Genomic DNA, 3,527 nt, shown 5'->3' with positions numbered 1-3,527 from the left:
TGGGGCTATAGCTCAGCTGGGAGAGCGCCTGCCTTGCACGCAGGAGGTCGGCAGTTCGATCCTGCCTAGCTCCACCAAAATTTTTACTGACTAACCCACGATGTGGTTAGCAGTGTGCAGAAACAAGTATTTCGATTTAATGACAGCGGTTGTTAAACGAAGTCCTTCTTTCTGATCACTGGGTCAGATTTGCTCTTTAACAAATTGGACGAGATAGAACACGAATATTTTCTCTCATTATCTCCGAGAGGAAATGTTCAGAGTGATAACGATTTCAAGCGTTATCCGGTGTTGTCGTTGAAGTGGTTGTTATATCGCTTCAAGGAACTGTCTCCACTTGTTATCACCCTGGTTTACCAGGTGGATGATAAATGGAACACAGTTGTCTTGGGGTTATATAGTCAAGCAACTAAGCGCATACGGTGGATGCCTTGGCAGTCAGAGGCGATGAAAGACGTGGAAGCCTGCGATAAGGTTCGGGGAGCTGGCAAACGAGCTGTGATCCGGACATTTCTGAATGGGGAAACCCACCAACCTTCGGGTTGGTATCTTGCACTGAATACATAGGTGTAAGAGGCGAACCAGGGGAACTGAAACATCTAAGTACCCTGAGGAAAAGAAATCAACCGAGATTCCCTAAGTAGCGGCGAGCGAACGGGGACTAGCCCTTAAGCTAGACAACTGGTAGGAGAAGGCCCTGGAAAGAGCCGCCATAGTGGGTGATAGCCCCGTATCCGAAACCTGAGTCTAGTGAAATCGAGTAGGTCGGCGCACGAGAAACGTTGACTGAATATGGGGGGACCATCCTCCAAGGCTAAATACTCCTGACTGACCGATAGTGAACCAGTACCGTGAGGGAAAGGCGAAAAGAACCCCTGTGAGGGGAGTGAAATAGATCCTGAAACCGTATGCGTACAAGCAGTCGGAGCAGACTTGTTCTGTGACGGCGTACCTTTTGTATAATGGGTCAGCGACTTATGTTCAGTGGCGAGGTTAACCGTTTAGGGGAGCCGTAGGGAAACCGAGTCTGAATAGGGCGAATTAGTCGCTGGGCATAGACCCGAAACCGGGCGATCTATCCATGAGCAGGTTGAAGGTTGAGTAACATCAACTGGAGGACCGAACCCACTGTCGTTGAAAAGCCAGGGGATGACTTGTGGATCGGAGTGAAAGGCTAATCAAGCCCGGAGATAGCTGGTTCTCCCCGAAAGCTATTTAGGTAGCGCCTCGGACGAATACCACAGGGGGTAGAGCACTGTTTCGGCTAGGGGGTCATCTCGACTTACCAACCCGATGCAAACTCCGAATACCTGTGAGTACTATCCGGGAGACACACGGCGGGTGCTAACGTCCGTCGTGAAGAGGGAAACAACCCAGACCGCCAGCTAAGGTCCCCAAATACCAGTTAAGTGGGAAACGATGTGGGAAGGCTCAGACAGCTAGGAGGTTGGCTTAGAAGCAGCCATCCTTTAAAGAAAGCGTAATAGCTCACTAGTCGAGTCGGCCTGCGCGGAAGATGTAACGGGGCTCAAACTGGTTACCGAAGCTGCGGCTGCATACTTTGTATGCGGGGTAGGGGAGCGTTCTGTAAGCCTGCGAAGGTGTGTTGAGAAGCATGCTGGAGGTATCAGAAGTGCGAATGCTGACATGAGTAACGACAATGGGAGTGAAAAACTCCCACGCCGGAAGACCAAGGGTTCCTGCGCAACGCTAATCGGCGCAGGGTGAGTCGGCCCCTAAGGCGAGACCGAAAGGTGTAGTCGATGGGAAACGGGTTAATATTCCCGTACCTTGGATAGCTGCGATGGAGAGACGGAGAAGGCTAGGTGAGCCGGGCGACGGTTGTCCCGGTTTAAGCGAGTAGGGAGTGGGCTTAGGCAAATCCGGGCCCACAATTCTGAGACGCGACGACGATTGCCCAAGGGCGAGAAGTCATTGATGCCATGCTTCCAGGAAAATCTTCTAAGCTTCAGGCTATTCGAGACCGTACCCCAAACCGACACAGGTGGTCAGGTAGAGAATACCAAGGCGCTTGAGAGAACTCGGGTAAAGGAACTAGGCAAAATGGTGCCGTAACTTCGGGAGAAGGCACGCCGGCGTGTACGTGAAGCCCCTGCGGGTGGAGCGGAAGCCGGTCGAAGATACCAGGCCCCTGCGACTGTTTATTAAAAACACAGCACTGTGCAAACACGAAAGTGGACGTATACGGTGTGACGCCTGCCCGGTGCCGGAAGGTTAATTGATGGGGTTAGCATTCGTGCGAAGCTCTTGATCGAAGCCCCGGTAAACGGCGGCCGTAACTATAACGGTCCTAAGGTAGCGAAATTCCTTGTCGGGTAAGTTCCGACCTGCACGAATGGCGTAACGATGGGGGCGCTGTCTCTACCCGAGACTCAGTGAAATTGAAATCGCCGTGAAGATGCGGTGTATCCGCGGCTAGACGGAAAGACCCCGTGAACCTTTACTATAGCTTCACAGTGAACTTTGAACATGCTTGTGTAGGATAGCTGGGAGGCTTTGAAACCAGGACGCCAGTTCTGGTGGAGCCAACCTTGAAATACCAGCCTGGCATGTTTGAGGTTCTAACTTGGTCCCCTTATCGGGGATGAGGACACTGTGTGGTGGGTAGTTTGACTGGGGCGGTCTCCTCCCAAAGCGTAACGGAGGAGCACAAAGGTGGGCTAAGCACGGTCGGACATCGTGCGGTTAGTGTAATGGCACAAGCCCGCTTGACTGCGAGACAGACACGTCGAGCAGGTGCGAAAGCAGGTCATAGTGATCCGGTGGTTCTGTATGGAAGGGCCATCGCTCAACGGATAAAAGGTACTCCGGGGATAACAGGCTGATACCGCCCAAGAGTTCACATCGACGGCGGTGTTTGGCACCTCGATGTCGGCTCATCACATCCTGGGGCTGAAGCCGGTCCCAAGGGTATGGCTGTTCGCCATTTAAAGTGGTACGCGAGCTGGGTTTAGAACGTCGTGAGACAGTTCGGTCCCTATCTGCCGTGGACGTTGGAGATTTGAGGAAAGCTGCTCCTAGTACGAGAGGACCGGAGTGGACGAACCGCTGGTGTTCGGGTTGTGTCGCCAGACGCATTGCCCGGTAGCTATGTTCGGACAGGATAACCGCTGAAAGCATCTAAGCGGGAAGCCCCTTCCAAGATGAGATCTCCCTGAGGCCTTGAGCCTCCTGAAGAGCCGTTCAAGACCAGGACGTTGATAGGCTGGGTGTGTAAGCGCTGTGAGGCGTTGAGCTAACCAGTACTAATTGCTCGTGCGGCTTGACTATATAACACCCAAGACAATTGCGGATAACGCAGAGCGAAAGCTCAAATGAAATCAAAACACTCGTTCCATCTCGTCCCCCAGTGATCAACCGTTTTGCCTGACGACCATAGCGGTCTGGAACCACCTGATCCCATCTCGAACTCAGAAGTGAAACAGACCTGCGCCGATGGTAGTGTGGCGTTGCCCATGTGAGAGTAGGTCATCGTCAGGCGCCTAATACCCAAACCCCCGATAGCT

The 3,527-nt window shown here is 52.8% G+C and carries 1 tRNA gene and 2 rRNA genes; all 3 read left to right on the top strand.

The features are described from left to right. The first annotated feature begins 1 nt into the window (after position 1). The 3 genes from QPL95_RS18390 (at position 2) to rrf (ending at position 3,501) form a co-directional block, all read left to right on the top strand. A tRNA-Ala gene (locus QPL95_RS18390) sits at positions 2-77 on the top strand. 322 nt (positions 78-399) lie between these two features. Continuing rightward, positions 400-3,291, top strand: a 23S ribosomal RNA gene (locus QPL95_RS18385). 95 nt (positions 3,292-3,386) lie between these two features. After that, positions 3,387-3,501, top strand: a 5S ribosomal RNA gene (rrf, locus tag QPL95_RS18380). The last annotated feature ends 26 nt before the right edge of the window (positions 3,502-3,527 follow it).

The sequence above is a fragment of the Marinobacter sp. SS5-14b genome, assembly GCF_030541005.1.
Classification (GTDB): domain Bacteria; phylum Pseudomonadota; class Gammaproteobacteria; order Pseudomonadales; family Oleiphilaceae; genus Marinobacter.
This window is presented reverse-complemented; position numbering and strand designations above follow the sequence as displayed.